Source organism: Fischerella sp. PCC 9605 (assembly GCF_000517105.1).
In the GTDB taxonomy this organism is placed as follows: domain Bacteria; phylum Cyanobacteriota; class Cyanobacteriia; order Cyanobacteriales; family Nostocaceae; genus PCC9605.
This window is the reverse complement of sequence record NZ_KI912148.1, coordinates 2,304,089-2,318,857: the sequence shown is the minus strand read 5'-3', so window position 1 is coordinate 2,318,857 and position 14,769 is coordinate 2,304,089. Positions and strand designations below refer to the sequence as shown.

Sequence of the window (14,769 nt, the reverse complement as noted above, 5' to 3'; positions counted from 1 at the left end):
GCCTCTTGTGTTACAACAATTTGTCAGGTGTAATAGGTAGATCGCGGATGCGTTTACCTGTGGCATGGTAAACCGCGTTGGCGATCGCTGCCGAGACACCTGTGATGCCAATTTCACCTACACCACGTACGCCTCCTGGGTTAAAGTTGAGGTCAGGTTCGCCTACGAAAGTTACCTGAATGCGAGGAATGTCTGCATGGGCTGGAAAGTGATAGGTGGCGAGGTCATAAACTACGGGATAACCAATATTTGGGTCTAAATGGCACTCTTCCATCAAAGCTTGCCCGATACCCATGATCGCACCGCCACGTACCTGACTCGCTGCTGTCTTGGGGTTGATGACTCGTCCGATATCCATCACCGATACCCAGCGCGTCACTTGTAGGCGTCCGATTTCTTCATCTATGCTGACTTCGCAAAAATGTGCGCCCCAAGACTGAAACGCCCATTTCTTTGTCTCTGCACCAGGAGCGGAGGATGCTGTCGCCTCATAAGCAGCCCGTCCGGACTGACTGAGAGTTGCAAACGCTTCCTGCGCTGTCTTAGCTTTGGCATTTTTGAGGACTTGCTGGCAGGCTGACATCACCGCAGGAACGAGGGATGCTGTCATCATTGAACCACCCGCTATGCCACCATCTGGTAGCAACGAGTCGCCCAACTCCACCCGTACCTCTTCTACTGGTAGCCCCAGTGCCTCTGCTGCTGTAGCAGCAACAACAGTGTATGCGCCAGTGCCCATATCATTTCCGGCGGTAAGAACATGGGCAGTACCGTCTGGTAATAACCGTACTTTAACAGATGCTGCACCCCGCAAACCGGGGAAAGTTGCTGCTGCCATTCCCCAACCAACAAGTTTGCCATCACGCGTTAGCGATCGCGGCTGTTTTGGTCTGTCTTGCCAACCAAATTGCTCTGCCCCTACCCGCAAACAGTCAGCAAAATGCTTGGCAGAGAATGGCAGACCCTTGCGCTGGTGTTCCTTCGCTTCATTTTTCAGGCGCAGTTCCACTGGGTCAATCTTGAGCGCCCAAGCTAATTCGTCCATCGCCGACTCCAACGCCCACAAACCGGGATTCTCTCCTGGTGCGCGCATAAATGTTGGTGTGCCAATGTTCATCTTTGCCAGTTCCTGCTTCAGTCGCAGATTTGGCGCAGCATACATAACTGGCGTGATACTCGTACAGGGTTCTGCGAACACATCCACTGGCGAGGTGGAGGATTTCACGTCGTGGTCAATCAAGGTTAAGCTGCCATCGGCGGTTGCTCCCAAACGGATCGTTTGCTCAGTTTCGGAGCGGTGTCCTGCATTCATTGTCATTTGGCGTCGGCTGAGGACGACTTTGAGAGGACGCTGGAGTTTGCGGGCTGCTGCTGCACAGAGAACGCCATGAGGCCAGGGAAAGGCTTTACAGCCGAAGGCTCCACCAAGAAAGGGCGTGACAACGCGCACCCGTTCTGTGGGGAGTCCGAAGAGTTCTGCATAGGTACGCTGGGATGCCAATACCCACTGGGACGGCTCATAAACTGTCAGCGATTGGTCATCTTGCCAGTGAGCAATGATGGCATGGGGTTCCATCGGCGCGTGCAGTTCGGTGGAAGTCTTGTAGGTGGCTTCAATTTTTGGTGTTGCACTTGCCGCCCCTGCTGCAAAATTCCCCTTCTCGAACTTTAGCTCCTCGCCCATCTGGGGTGGAGCCTCTTTGAAAGTAGCTTTTTTGGCTTCCACCAGTGGCTGTTGGGTTGTGTATTCGACCTTGACCAAATGCGCCGCATCACGGGAGCGCTCGAAGGTATCTGCCACTACCAAGCCGACAATTTGACCGGCGTAGTGAATCTTGTCATCTGACAACGGCAGCCGAGCCTCATAGATTTTCGAGGTCATAAAATCGTTGGTGGGCATGAACATCTTTGGCACATTTTTGTGCGTGAAAACCGCAATTACCCCTGGTGCTTTTTCTGCGGCGCGGGTGTCGATGCTTTTAATCTGCCCATTGGCAATGGTGGCGGTGACGAGATAACCGTGAACAAGATCTGGAATTTGATGTTCGGCGGCGTAGGTTGCCGTGCCCGTGACCTTTGCCCGTCCGTCTTTGCGGCTGACGCCAGTTCCAATCACCTTGTTCATACTATACCTCCTCCTTTGGCTGAAACCGTAAGTGCACGGCGAATTGCCCGCTTTGCCAATTCAACTTTGAAACCGTTGTGGGTTAAAGGCTTGGCTCCCCGCAGTGCTATCTCTGCTGCCTGTTGAAATGTTGCTGCGTTGGCAGGCTTGCCAATCAAAAATTTCTCTGCTTCCGTTGGTCGCCAGGGTTTGTGGGCGACACCGCCCATAGCTAAACGGACATCTTTGATGTTATCCCCCTCCAAGTCAACCGCAGCTGCTACAGAAACCAACGCAAAGGCATAGGAAGTGCGATCGCGTAATTTCAGGTAAACCCCCGATTTAGCAAACGGTACTGGCGGCAGGCTGACAGCGGCGATCAATTCACCCATCTCCAGGTTAGTGTCTCGCTGGGGTGCGTTTCCTGGTAAACGGTGGAAGTCTGCAAAAGGTATCTGCCGCTTGCCCTTGGGCCCTTCCACATCCACGACGGCATCCAAAGCGGCGAGAGCAACACACATATCCGAGGGGTGGACTGCCACACACTGATCGCTAGCACCAAAGATGGCATGCATGCGGTTGATACCTGTTGCTGCTGGGCAACCAGTCCCCGGCTCTCGTTTATTGCAGGGGAAGGCGGTATCGTAGTAGTAGGGACAGCGGGTACGTTGCAGTAGGTTGCCACCTAAGGTTGCCATGTTGCGAATTTGCTGAGACGCACCGGACAGAATTGCCCGGGACAGTAGCGGGTAGTCGCGGCGGATATCAGCATGGTCTGCCACTGCCGTATTGCTCACCAGCGATCCGAGACGCAGATCGCCATTCGCCATACGTTCAATGCGTTGCATCTGGAGTCGGGAGATATCGATGAGTTGCGAAGGTTCATCCAGAAAGACTTTGAGGCGGTCAACTAGATTTGTACCGCCCGCGATAAACATCGCATCTTTATCAGCAGTTGCCCGTTGAACTGCATCTTTCACTGAAGCAGCACGGATATAGGTGAAGTTGTTCATACGGGTGTTTCCTTGGGTTTACTGACCATTACAGTTGCAGCCGCAGAGGGTGGTTTTTGTCCAGCGACCTGCTGTACTGCTGCTACGATGCCGTTATAAGCGCTGCACCTACAGAGATTGCCACTCAATCGCTCCTTAATCTCAGCTTCCGAGAGTTCACTCAGCTGTGGAGGATTAGTTAGATCTGATGTGACAACGCTGGCACAGCCTCGTTTCACTTCATCGAGTAGAGCAACGGAAGCACAAATCTGTCCTGGTGTACAATAGCCGCACTGAAAACCATCGTGATCGATGAATGCCGCCTGTACCGGATGGAGAGTCTCGCCCTTCGCCAGCCCTTCAATAGTGACAATCTCCTTACCCTCCTGCATCACAGCCAGAGTCAGGCAGGAATAAATTCGCTGACCATCAACGAGAACAGTACAGGCCCCACACTGTCCGTGATCGCACCCCTTTTTGCTGCCTACCAGTCCTAAGCGTTCACGTAAGGCATCCAAGAGTGTCACGCGCGGTTCAATTGTGAGAGTTTGCTGCTCACCATTAACTTTAAGTGTTACATTCATATTACCTTCCTCATCTGCGGAACCTTGGGTAGTATCCTTTGCTGCGGTCGCCTGATTAATTAATGAAGGAGCAGCTATAGCCGTTCCGGCTGCGGTCAGTGCCTGTCCCAAAAAACCGCGTCGGGAGGTTTTCTCTGCCCCTTTTTCAGGGTGTTGCATGATTTGTACCTCTAATTTGCATTAAATCTGTCTCCTGCTGCGAAGTTGGTTATTTATAGCCTGACTTTTGAATAACGCTTTGAAGAGTAGAGAGTGTCATATGATTGCGATCGCAGTCTGCTTTCTTGAACATGGTTGATAATACCGACCAAGCGTGTAAAAGTCTTCAGCAACTAGAGGTATTTTGACAGGTTATAAACGCTGTTTTTATTGTGGAGGCAAAAAGTAGCATAATTGTGACAAGCGGTCATGCAATGCCTAAAATCTTTTGTGTTTGGTTATTGATTTTTGAGAGGTGATTCCTTGTCACGTCTTTATTGTCAAGGCAGTAGCAGATGAACGAGTAGTTGGTAATGTTCCCGATAATATGTAACTGGTGCGATCGCAATTAAAAATATATTAAATACAGCTTTCTACAAAATCATTTTAAGTGCAAACACTTATAAAAGAGTATTAATAATAGCTATTTATTTTGCTATAACTTAACTTTTAATCTACAAGAGCTTCACCCAATTGATTCTCTCAGTTTCGTACACTGTGTTTGTAGTGATACATCTTTGTGCTTAACCAAGGTGCAGCCTGGAATAATCTCTGGTCAGATTTTTTAGTTCTTCTTGCTCAGTAGGGAATTTGTACTTATCGAGTTGCACTACCAAAATACTACGTTTGTAATCACAGCAACCAAAACCTAAAAGTGGTGGTTGTGGAAAACTCAACCTCAGAACTGATGGAGACAATAATAATGAAAAATACAGTTAAAAAACTTTTGTTTGGTGCTTCAATAGCTGCTGGGATGAGTGCGATCGCCGCTACTCCCGCACACGCCGTATCCTTTAGTTTCAATAACTCGAATGAAATTAAAACTTACACTGGTGGCTCGAATGGCACATTTATTCCCAATAATACAGCAGCAGCGGCCAATGCCCTAAGCGATGGTGACGTGACTTCCAACGTCGAACTTTGGTACAGTACAGAAAATCCTACCTCTAACGTCGGCTTCACTGCTAGCGAAGGAAATTACAGCGCAACGGTTAGTAGTGTCACTGCTGCTGATTGGAGTGTTTTTGGTTCTCAATGGTTGGGTGACTTGTTGAGTACCTACACACCATTCCAATCAGTGTGGAATGGGTTTTCAGACAATACTAAGTCATTAGTAACGAGTTATTTTCCTTTGCTAGGGATGGGAGATCCTAATATTGGTAACTTCCAGTTCGGTCAAGATGGTGGTGTGGAACTGAAATTGGTTGGTCACTTAGATGTGAAGACTAAACTATCAACTTTAGTTTCCACTTCACTCACCGAGAAATGGAATGAAATTAAAGCACAATTTCCAACTGTAACAAGTCTACCAACCCTTTTACAAGTTAATAGTCTGATTTCACAACTTCAAACGCAGCTTTCACTACCTATAACTCCAGTGGCAGTGAAGAACCAACTGTCAAGTAAAATAGCTCAACTGACAAAGCTAAAAGACCTGCTCAGTCTGCAAGCTACAGTAAACGCATACCAAGGTTCAATCGGGGCTAGTGAAATTGCTAAGGTTGTAACTGGTGATAAAACTTACTACGCCTACAGCTTTAACCCGACTGCATCTGGAATCACAGCTTCTGACGACGACGTATCTTACAGTGCGATTTACACTTGGAACACACCTGGATATAAGCCTAAAGTTCCTTCCATTTCTTACCAATCAGTACCCGAACCCTCACTCATACTTGGTCTATTAGGTGTTACTGGTATGTTTGCCGCACAATGCAAGCTAAAAAAAGTACAAGTGAACTTCCTCGGAGAGAGTAAAAATATTTAATAATAGCATGTCTTTCAGTAATTCATGTGGGATGCGATCGCAAAAATAACTGCGATCGCTCGTGAGAAACCCTCCAACGCAGCGTCCTCCAGATGCATACAGATGAGGACGCACCTCAAACCTCAAAATACTTTCCGTTCCTGCAAATGAGCTTTTATTTCCTGACGTGTTCGCCAAACTGGACGCAATTGCTTACGCGCGAAAAGTTGTAATTGATCCCCAACGTGTGGTGAGTTCGGTTGAGTTGCATTACCGTAACTAGTGAGTACCATTGCCCGTACAGGCTTAGAAAACTCAACCGCAGCAACATAGGAATCACCTACAATCGATTGGAAGCGTCCATCGGGAGTGGGAGCAAATTCAACTACACGGAATATACCTAGCTCTCCATCGCCTCCATTAGCTGGTAAATCTACATTTCCATACTTAAGCCGGAAAGCTTGTCCCCACGCTACATCGAGGGAACCATAGGTTTTTTCTACCTTAGCTGCTGCTGCTTCTAATTTTGCTACTGCACTTTTAGGATCGGCTAAACCGTCAGGGGTAGTGAGGGGAGAGTCTTCTTGCCAAGGTTTACTAAACGCTTGCTCTAAATCCATTTGTTCAACCCAAAAGGCAAACAGTACCGCTCCTCGACTATCAGCATTGGCTTGTCTATCCCATGCTTCCAGTACATCAGCTGCTCGCTGCCCTAATTTACCACCTTGCTTTCGTACGGCTGGAATCAAATCATCCAAGATACGGTCTGCCAGTTCCATGCGCGTCGAATGCTTGTATTCAACCATTTTATCAAAAGAGATTTTTTCATCTTCTGCCAGCATCCGTGCCGAACGTTGTGCCCGAAAATCCATGACCCGAGGTGCCATATAGGGCGGAAAATTCCCTGGTTTGATCGCAGGTGGAAATGTAGTAGTCCAGGGTGGATCATTGGCATTTTGCAACCAGCCGCTTGCTGGGTCGATGATGCGTGGCAAATCGCGGTAAGGGTGAATTTTTGTCCACAATGTCTTGGAAGTATCACCAGGGATTGTTCCTTGCCAGTATGCGAAATCTCCTTGGGAATGAACAGGCACTTGACCGTTAAACAAGTGCATGATGTGTCCTTCTCGGTCTGCATACATTACCGTAAACATAGGTAGTTGCAAGCGTTTTAGTGCGCTTTCAAACTGGTTTAGGTTTTGGGAGCGTGCCATATCCCACCACTGCTCTAATACACCAGGTCGGTCAAGACCAACAACGCGCAACGCCACTGGTTTACCATCTTTTTCTGCAACTACTGGCCCGTGGATAGAACTTTTTACTAGAAGTGGTTGTTCGCGGAGAGTGCCATCATCTTGCTTGATTTTCAAAGAATGAGTTTTTGTTTCAAAAGCACGGGCTCGGTTGTCAAAGCGATAACCATCACCAGCGAGGGTTAACTCATAAGTATCCCAGCCATCGTGAGTATTGACTGTGTGAGCCCAACCTAAATTGTCGTTGAAGGCGATCGCTAAAACTGGAATACCTACGAGTGTTGCTCCATAAGCATCTATCCCCGGTGCGGTTATTTGTGCTTCATACCAGAGGAATAAATCTGACCAAGGTAGGTGCGGGTTTGCTAAAAGCATTGCATTCCCACTAGCAGAGCGTTTGGGAGCAATTGCCCAAGCGTTAGAACCAGCGGAACTACCTTTGTCAGTCATGCCTGCAACCTGCTCCGGATTGACGATAAAAGTAAAATTTAATACCCGTTGTAAGTGAGCTAGTGTATCTTCTGGCTTAACGGGCAACACAATTTCTACTTCATCGTCAATCAGTTCAGGATGAGCTTTAGCGTAAGCATTGATTCCATCAGCAAAGGCATTCAAATAGCTGCGAAAAGTTGGGCTTTGGGCTTTATACCAAGAATTCGCACGATTGGGAACTCCCATAGTCAGTACCCATTTATCTGAATCTATGTACTCTTCTCCCCAATATTCAGCTGCCCGCCCTCGTGCTTGACCATAAAGACGCAAAAGCAAGTTACCATGACTTTGCATCTGAGCCCAACCGAATGCTCGGAATGCACCACGGTTGTTATTTCCGTATATATGTGGTACACCCTGAGTATCCCATAGTATCTCTGTGTGCCTTGGTGCAGAACCGAAACCTTGGCTTCCTAAAAACAAAGCCAAGCAGAGACTAAGCATAAATACCATGAATACCCTGAGTACATTTTGCCATCTGCTAGCTCTCAGGGCAATTAAAAGTGTTGTGTTATTCAACATGATTGTAGGCAGTGATGACTGACTAAGGCTTTTGAGTTGCGATCGCTAACCTTGCTCCTTCCACCCGGCGAACCCGATCCATCACTGCCACCACTTGACCATGACCCACTTTTTCATCTGCATTGATAATCACCACTGCTTGCTGTTTGGAACCTACTAAGGCACGCACTTGTTCAGTTAAAGCATCAACAGTAGTTGGTTTGCGGTTCAGACTGATCTTTCCTTGGGCATCTACCGTAATGGTGATTTTGGTCGGCACTTGCTGTGCTTTCGACGTTGCCGCCTTCGGTAAATTAACTGGTAGACCTTCTGAACGGGTTAAAAACAGAGTTGACATGATAAAAAAGGTCAAAATCGCAAATATCACATCAATCATGGGCACAATGTTAATTTGCGGTGGAATTTCTGATTCATCTTGAAGGCGCATAAGCTTTTTCACCTCTTTCTTCGTAGTGACGGCGATAAAGTAATTCAAGTTCGCCACCATATTCTTGAATCAACGCAATTTGACGTTGATAGAGTCCTCGAAAAGTATTGGCAAACAAAAGTGTAAAAATAGCTACAACTAATCCTGATGCTGTAGACACTAATGCTTCACTAATACCACTAGTCACGCCTAAGGTTCTCGTACCTCCCACATCACCAAGGTTGAGAGATGCAAAGGAAGCTATCAAACCCAAAACAGTTCCTAGCAACCCCAATAGAGGGGCAAGGCTAATTATGGTTTCAAAGATGGTGTTAAATCGCTTGAGAATGGGAATTTCTGCTTGTGCTTCACTTTCTAGCGCCAAGCGAAATTCTTCAGGATTTGGTTGTTCCAATTCCAATGCTGCAAGAAAAATGCGTGCGATCGGTAAATCTGCATTTTTGTGCAACTTCTCCAAAGCACCAACTATATTATTCAATCGATAGAGATTCAATACCTCTCGGACTACACGACTTTGGCGGCTATTAACGCGATACCAAAAACGAACACGCTCAATAATCAATCCCACTGCCAACACCGAAAACCCAAGCAGGGGCCACATGACTACGCCACCTGCGGTAAATAATTTGCTAATTCCCATGTGATATTCCTAAAGCGCTCAACAACCCACAGTTAAACCAACAGTTGCTGCTGCACAAATGATATATATTTTCAACAAACATTAGAATACTGTGACAACAAAGTCAAGTATTTTTAATTCTTGCTGACATAAATTCTTTAAATTTTAACCGATATTATTTCTTGTAAACGTAGCAAAAATAGTTTGAAATAGTTATCATGGGTTCTGAACATTATGCATTCTTATATAATCTCATTTTATTGACTTTTGCATCAAATAGTTTTAGCTTGGAAACATTACTGAAAAGAGGTAGCAATAGGTTATGAGCTTTTCCAGCATTGCAGGGGAGCAACGACACAAAGAGGCCAAAGCTCTAAAATCCTTTTTAGCTTTCAGTCTCATTGGCTCACTTTCACTGCATATCTGTGCATTAGCTTCGGGTATTGGCAACTTTTTGGCTAGAGTGCCAGAGTTGGAAGAGGAACCTATTGAATTGACCTTCGTAGAACCAGAAGAACCAGAAGTTCAAGATACACCACCAGCAAGAGAAATAAAGCAACAACCTGCAAACATTGCTAAGGCTCCTTCACCTCCACCTATAAGGGAAACAACCCCGATACAAAAGGTTATTGAGACTCCCAAAACTCCTCCTAAAATCCAACCATTACCAGACAAGCCGGAACAGACGCGATTTGAGCCGCCAAAGCCTGTTGCTGACCAGCCTAAAGTAGTAACTGAAAAACCAGCCCAAAATATAAAACCAGAAACTACCTCTCCAAGTACAACTGCAAGCAGTGAGCAATTAAGACAGTCACTTAGCGATATTAGAGACTCAAGAGAAAGTCAAGCAAATAGTGGAGGTAGCTCTGGAACACAAACTACGCTCACAGGAAATGATTCTAGTTCTACGATTGCTGTTGGTTCTGGTAATGGTACAGGCACTCGATCTGGTAGTGGTTCCGGAACCGGAAGTAGCACAGGTAGTGGTTCAGGACGCAGAAAACGCGAAACATTTGCTACAGCACCAACTACTCCCAAACCGCCAACAGATTCAACAGGTGATGGCAATGGTCGTGCTGCTTGCCGTCAATGCGATGCCAAATATCCAGAACAGGCGAAAAAACGTGGTATTGAAGGCAGGGTAGAAGTAGCCGTAGATACAGATGAAAATGGTAATGTCACGAATGTAAGAGTTACTAAATCCAGTGGTAATCGTGAATTGGATGAAGCACACGCCAGACAAGCACGGGAGTGGAAATTAAAACCCACAAGCGGGGGAAGACAAGGTGTTACAATCGCTACTGACTATGCTATTCGAGGCTCACGGCGTCACCGTGAAGTTAAAGAAAGGCAAAGACGAAGAGAACAAGAGCAAAGAAATCAAAATACAGCTGCTACCACTACCAAGAATACAAGCAACACTACACGCAGACAACAAGTAGAAACTTCAGTAAATAACACAGACGCTCCTAGCAGAACTAGAACTAGGCGACCACGCACACTGACAACATCGCCAGCAACAACTTCTTCTTCACAGCAATCCGATGTTAATCGTCGTTTGCGTCGTAATAGTGCGGAAAGCAGTTCTGCTAGTTCCAGGCAAATAACCCCAACTAGACTAAGAAGACGCGAGCAAGTTACACCTAACAATAATGCCAACACTAGTGAAGTCAGGAAACCATCTCAGCGTCGGAAGCGGAGAACAGCAAATACATCCAATAATAATACTGGGAATAGGTTACAGGATGCTTTACGCCGCCGTCAACAAACTGCACCAACTGTAACACCTGCTGCGCCACCTGCACCCAGTGGTACACAGCAGTAAAATTTTCTTCAGCCCATCCCACAAAACTATTAAAATCATCCCGCAAACATGCGATGCCACTTTTAAATACAATCATCAGCTTTTTTTAGAGATAATTAGACTTAAACGAAAAAAGCCTACTTGCGATCGCTATGCAGATGTGGCACAGGTAATCAATAGCAGATTTTCACATCATTGCAAAGGGTGTTGTTACTTGAGCCTCTTGATGTGAGTTATAGAGTGCAGCTTTATCGCCGCTCCTTCAAAGGCTATGATGCCTTTATAACTATCATCTCGCTAAGTACAAATACAAATATGACACAAGCCATATCAATCAATAACAACCAGCGATCGCAACTTGAGCTTCTTTCCATACCAGAACGCCAGCTGTTGGGCCCCGGTCCCTCGAATGCTCATCCCGCAGTTCTGCAAGCAATGAATACTCCACCAATAGGGCATCTGGACCCAGCTTTTCTAGAACTTATGGATGAGATTCAGTCGCTACTACGTTATGTATGGCAAACAGATAACCCCCTGACAATTGCCGTTAGTGGTACAGGAACAGCTGCAATGGAAGCAACAATTGCCAATGTTACAGAACCAGGTGATGTAGTTCTGGTTGGTGTAATGGGGTACTTTGGTAATCGTCTTGTTGATATGGCAGGACGATATGGTGCAGATGTGCGAACTATTACAAAGCCTTGGGGACAAGTCTTTTCATTGGATGAGTTGCGAACTGCCGTACAAACTCACCGTCCAGCAATCCTCGCTTTAGTTCATGCTGAAACTTCTACAGGTGCACGTCAACCTTTGGAAGGAGTTGGCGATTTGTGTCGTGAATTTAGCTGTTTGCTGCTAGTAGATACAGTTACAAGTTTGGGTGGCGTTCCCATATTTTTAGATGAGTGGGGAGTTGACCTAGCTTATAGCTGTAGCCAAAAAGGCTTGGGTTGCCCACCTGGAGCTTCCCCTTTTACAATGAGTCTGCGTGCTATGGAAAAATTGCAAAAGCGCCAGACCAAAGTGTCTAACTGGTATTTGGATATGACATTGTTGGGGAAATATTGGGGTCAAGAACGCATTTATCATCACACAGCACCCACTAATATGTACTATGCACTCCGGGAAGCACTGCGTCTAGTGGCTGAAGAAGGATTGGAAAATTGCTGGCGGCGTCATCAAGAAAACGTAGAGTATCTCTGGCGGAGATTAGAAGATATAGGTTTGTCCTTACACGTGCAGCGAGAGTATCGCCTGCCAACCCTAACTACAGTCCGCATTCCAGAAGGGGTAGATGGTAAAGCGATCGCACGGCAGTTACTCTTAGAACATGGCATTGAAATAGGTGGTGGTCTTGGCGAACTAGCTGGTCAAGTTTGGCGTATTGGTCTTATGGGTTTCAATAGCCGCAAAGAAAACGTGGATAGACTCTTAGAAGCACTGCGGCAGGTTTTACCCAAATAGTATATGTAGGTGTAGTACTGGCGAGTGCTGAACCTTCTTATAAGGAAAGGTTAAAAGGGAAATTTTCAGGGAAAATATGAGAAGTTAAAGGTTAATGGGTATTTCACCCTTCCCCGTTCCCCTTTCACCTTTCCCACAATTCTGTAAGAAGTCTAATTAAGTTAGACTGAAATAAGTAGCAGACCCAGACAGCGTGACTGTGCTTTGAAAACCACTGCACAGTTAGTCAGGATTGTTGAATAAATAATCCCGGATATTGATTCATGTTGCATCGCTTATCAAAACAGGGACTGATTTGCATCACTCAACCAAATCATGCTTGGCTTGCAGGTCAAATAGCGCAAGTTTGGGGCAATGAAAATTTTGGTCAATTCCTCCCTAGAAAAGAAGTTTGTCTTTGTGCAGAACAACATGATATTGGCTGGCTACTTTGGGAAAAAGCACCTACACTAAATCCCCAAACTGGTTATCCTCACAACTTTACAGAACTTTCTACTCAAGCACATATAAATATCTGGTTAAATGCCAAACAGTTTGCGCTGCTATTAGGTAGATATGTAGCGTTGCTGGTTTCGCTGCATGGAACAGGACTATATGAAAGATTTACAAGTTGGCAAAACTCGCCCATATCTACTCAAATTGTCCAGGATTTCCTCAAGCAGGAGTATGCCTTTCAAAAGCAACTCATTGCTGTTTTGCAAAAGGATGAATACTACGCAACCTATGTGACACCAGAAGTCATCGAACGTAATAGAAAATTGGTAGCAACATGGGATGCGTTATCAATAATCTTCTGTCAGGGATTTACCAGTAAGCAGCAAGTTCTTCAGCAAGTACCCACAATTAATAGTGAAAGTACACTGCGATTGACCTTGTTAGAAGACCAAGACAACCATCAGCAGGTAGCGGTTACTCCTTGGCCATTTCAGCAGGATGAAGTCAAACTGGTCTATGAGGGACAACTTCTACAACATGCCTTTAACGATGAAAAAGCAATGCGAGAAGCTTTGATGGACGATTGTTGGGTAACTCTCAGTACTACCTTAAAGCCTGAGTAGAGAAAGGGAGAAAGGGTAAAGAGATGAAAGCTTTTTCTTTGCCCTTCTCCAGAATTTGCAGGCAAGAGTAATGTCTCATACCATTCTCCATAAATAATGAGCTACACCCTTCCTGTTGCATAATTACCAGATTCGTGGTTTTTATCTCAGCATTTTCTGCATAGTGTTGCAGTTCATTCTAGAATTATTAGCCATCATGCTTTTTGGATAGTTAACTTGCTTTTGATTTTTTACTTGACTTTTTTGAAGTCTTTGATTTCCCACGTGTTACCGTCAACTGAGGCTTTGATGGCTGAGTTTTGGATGGTCGGCATCGTTGGCAAAACAATGGTCTAGAAGGATAGCAAGTGCGTTCAACTACCTTGTTGCATCCTTTACAAACGAAACGATAGACTTTTTGCCTAATGATGCGGGTGTGAGCCTTAACAAAAACTTCCTTACTTTCCACCTGTTTGTTCCTTTCAACAAAAAAACGAAACTGCTATGACTGATTTGTCTGAGATTCTTAGGTTACTCGAAGCAGAACGCGATCGCTACGTCTTGGAAGCTGCTGATTTAGAGCGCCGCTTGTCTGTGGTTCGCAACCAGATGAATGCCCTAGAAGCTCTAATATCAGGGTATGTTACGGAAGAAAAGATGCATCATATCCACAGGCGCTTGCCTGAGTCATCTACACAGGCATACCTTGAGGATAGACATCATTCGGTTCATCAAGAGGAGGAAATAGAGACTCTCGAGCAAGAACAAGAATTAGACCACAAGCTAAATACACTCTTAACCACATCGCCATCTACCTCAACACTGAATTCGGAATCTACTACTCCTTCACCACAAAAACCAGACATCTCTGACATTCCCAAACTAACAACTCCCAGAAAACCTGGCACTTTACCTCTATTACCTGAATTTCAGGAATACTCCATACAAAATGCCATCTTAATTTTGATGCGCCACAAACCGGATCTGCATTTTCACATAGACGCCATTGTACGTGACTTGTACGGCGATCAATTAACACCAGATCAATTTAAAACTGCAAAAACAAATGTCGGAAAAATGCTTTCTACAGGAGTGCAGTCGGGTATGTGGTACCGGGTATTGCAGGGTCATGGTGTATACACGTTGAAATATGAAAAAGGGATTACAAGTAAACCCCCACATAAAAGATGATTTAGAGGAGTAATTTAAGGAGTGAGTTTTCAAGAGCTTGAGTCAGAAGCCTCTCACCATGCAATTTGGCTTATAACAGCCCCAACTAAAACCGCACCATCCATAACATATTCGTTTTATACGTAGATAGCGAAGCCAGAAAAATCAGAAAAGGGGTTGCACAGACAAAAAGTTCTGCTATAGTAATCAAGTGCCAAGGCAAAAAGCCAAGACACACCGAACCATAGACAAAACAAGTGGCTAGCAGCAAGAATTTAGAGCAAGGAAAAAAAGAAAAAGATTTTCTCTAACCCCTTGACAAAGCTAAAAGAGCTTGTTAACCTAGATAAAGTGTC

General features: G+C 45.5%; 11 protein-coding genes. 5 read left to right on the top strand and 6 right to left on the bottom strand.

Annotated features, from left to right (window positions below; all coding sequences use genetic code 11):
- Positions 1–10: 10 nt before the first annotated feature.
- The 3 genes from FIS9605_RS0112535 to FIS9605_RS0112525 are packed head-to-tail and all read right to left on the bottom strand — an operon-like array spanning position 11 to position 3,839.
- Complete coding sequence (locus tag FIS9605_RS0112535; protein ID WP_026732888.1) at positions 11–2,125, bottom strand: xanthine dehydrogenase family protein molybdopterin-binding subunit; 2,115 nt, start codon at positions 2,123–2,125, stop codon at positions 11–13.
- On the bottom strand, positions 2,122–3,117 hold the full coding sequence (locus FIS9605_RS0112530; RefSeq protein ID WP_026732887.1) for an FAD binding domain-containing protein: 996 nt from the start codon (positions 3,115–3,117) through the stop codon (positions 2,122–2,124). Before FIS9605_RS0112530 ends, FIS9605_RS0112535 begins: the two co-directional genes overlap by 4 nt.
- Positions 3,114–3,839 (bottom strand): 2Fe-2S iron-sulfur cluster-binding protein, encoded by a 726-nt coding sequence (locus tag FIS9605_RS0112525; protein ID WP_026732886.1) that lies wholly within the window; start codon positions 3,837–3,839, stop codon positions 3,114–3,116. Before FIS9605_RS0112525 ends, FIS9605_RS0112530 begins: the two co-directional genes overlap by 4 nt.
- A 742-nt stretch (positions 3,840–4,581) precedes the next feature.
- Between FIS9605_RS0112525 and FIS9605_RS42640 the strand changes: the two genes are divergently transcribed.
- Complete coding sequence (locus FIS9605_RS42640) at positions 4,582–5,646, top strand: NF038130 family PEP-CTERM protein (RefSeq protein WP_026732885.1); 1,065 nt, start codon at positions 4,582–4,584, stop codon at positions 5,644–5,646.
- Between the two features lie 122 nt (positions 5,647–5,768).
- On the opposite strand, the gene FIS9605_RS0112515 is transcribed toward FIS9605_RS42640, so the two are convergent.
- The 3 genes from FIS9605_RS0112515 to FIS9605_RS0112505 form a co-directional block, all read right to left on the bottom strand.
- Positions 5,769–7,814: an acylase gene (locus FIS9605_RS0112515; protein WP_442854706.1), complete on the bottom strand. Its 2,046-nt coding sequence runs from the start codon at positions 7,812–7,814 to the stop codon at positions 5,769–5,771.
- Between the two features lie 100 nt (positions 7,815–7,914).
- Entirely contained in the window at positions 7,915–8,319 is a 405-nt protein-coding gene (locus FIS9605_RS0112510) for an ExbD/TolR family protein (RefSeq protein WP_026732883.1), read from the bottom strand.
- Positions 8,303–8,959, bottom strand: coding sequence for a MotA/TolQ/ExbB proton channel family protein (locus tag FIS9605_RS0112505; protein ID WP_026732882.1), 657 nt, complete (start codon positions 8,957–8,959; stop codon positions 8,303–8,305). The genes FIS9605_RS0112510 and FIS9605_RS0112505 overlap by 17 nt, the downstream gene beginning before the upstream one ends.
- A gap of 301 nt (positions 8,960–9,260) precedes the next feature.
- Here FIS9605_RS0112505 and FIS9605_RS0112500 point away from each other — a divergent pair, with 301 nt between their 5' ends.
- The 4 genes from FIS9605_RS0112500 to FIS9605_RS0112485 all read left to right on the top strand — a co-directional run bounded on the left by FIS9605_RS0112500 (position 9,261) and on the right by FIS9605_RS0112485 (position 14,434).
- Positions 9,261–10,763, top strand: a complete 1,503-nt coding sequence (locus FIS9605_RS0112500; protein WP_026732881.1) for an energy transducer TonB — start codon at positions 9,261–9,263, stop codon at positions 10,761–10,763.
- Positions 10,764–11,057: 294 nt separating this feature from the next.
- Positions 11,058–12,206 (top strand): alanine--glyoxylate aminotransferase family protein, encoded by a 1,149-nt coding sequence (locus FIS9605_RS0112495; RefSeq protein ID WP_026732880.1) that lies wholly within the window; start codon positions 11,058–11,060, stop codon positions 12,204–12,206.
- A 263-nt stretch (positions 12,207–12,469) separates the two neighbouring features.
- The gene (locus FIS9605_RS0112490) at positions 12,470–13,264 is read left to right on the top strand and encodes a DUF3891 family protein (protein WP_026732879.1); all 795 of its coding nucleotides are present in this window, start codon (positions 12,470–12,472) and stop codon (positions 13,262–13,264) included.
- A 483-nt stretch (positions 13,265–13,747) separates the two neighbouring features.
- Complete coding sequence (locus tag FIS9605_RS0112485; RefSeq protein WP_026732878.1) at positions 13,748–14,434, top strand: hypothetical protein; 687 nt, start codon at positions 13,748–13,750, stop codon at positions 14,432–14,434.
- The last annotated feature ends 335 nt before the right edge of the window (positions 14,435–14,769 follow it).